Annotated in this window: 1 protein-coding gene; it reads left to right on the top strand. The window is 33.0% G+C overall.

Annotated features, from left to right (window positions below; genetic code table 11):
- Positions 1-951: 951 nt before the first annotated feature.
- Positions 952-1,147, top strand: a 196-nt coding sequence (locus tag ACS8FC_RS14605; RefSeq protein WP_439297296.1) for a septal ring lytic transglycosylase RlpA family protein, incomplete at its 3' end; no start/stop codon positions are given.

The following is a 1,147-nucleotide window of genomic DNA, read 5'->3' on the forward strand; positions in this document are numbered from 1 at the left end:
CGCATCAATATCTTGTTCTTGACCCAAACCACTGACAAAGAAAGTCTGCATTTTATCAGCATTAGCTTTCGTAGCGGCTGTCGGTGCGGTCGATGAAGACACAAGATAGTTTTGCGTCGCACATCCTGATGTCAAAACAGCGAGCAATGCCACAGCAACAACTTTTTTCATACGTGACTCCATTAGTTAATATTTGTTGGGTCGAAAATTCTAATCTCAAAGTCTCTTTTATGCAACTGTTTTGTAAAAAAACTTATAGAAATATATCTGTATAGTAAATAGCGCTATAAAAAAACCAAAAAATACTTTGTATAATTGACTTTCATTAATGTGATAAAAGCCGAAAGACACAATACCAAGCAAAAAAATAGAGCAACATAATAATTATCAAGAGTAAATAGACAGTTTTTTACTCAAAGATTGTCGTTTATATTCACTAAGATACTCCGAGCTCTACTTACTATAGTAGGCATGATTTCCAGTATTTTTCTCAGTGACTCGCCAAGTAATGTACACACTTCTTTTAGGTACTCTAAAATAATAGTTAATTTTAAATTTTTTACAATTTAGTAATAAAAAAGAAAGCTTTACTTACATTAATTTATATGGCTACTGGTGCACTTTCATAACTTTAATTATGCTATATCGATAGTCTTTGTATTTATATATTACTTATTTACATTATATTATTCACTTTCTGGTATTTTGTTGACCTCTTTATAAGAATCACTCTCTATAAGCATATTTGCATCAATTATGGCACCAATTTTTTTACCAAAACCGTCTTTTTCTTCTTAAAAAACAAGTATTTGACCTGATGAGTTTTTTACACAGCTGTAATAATATGACAATCTCATTCTTGTAAAATCCCCTCATTATTCATACTCGTAGGGGGTATGACAACATAGGCAAGAGTAACTGTCTATCTCATAAACTGCTTAAAGGTAATGAATGTCTTATTTAATCAAGTCTTTGGTTGTCACACTATCACTGTTACTGAGCACAACTCTATTTGCTGCTAACACCAGTTATTATGGTAGTAAGTTTCATGGCAAACGCACTGCAAGTGGTAGCATATTCAATATGAACTCTCTCACCGCGGCACACAAAACTCTGCCGTTTGGTACAAAAGTGCAGGTGACCAACC

It is taken from the genome of Psychrobacter sp. 1Y4, from assembly GCF_051847555.1.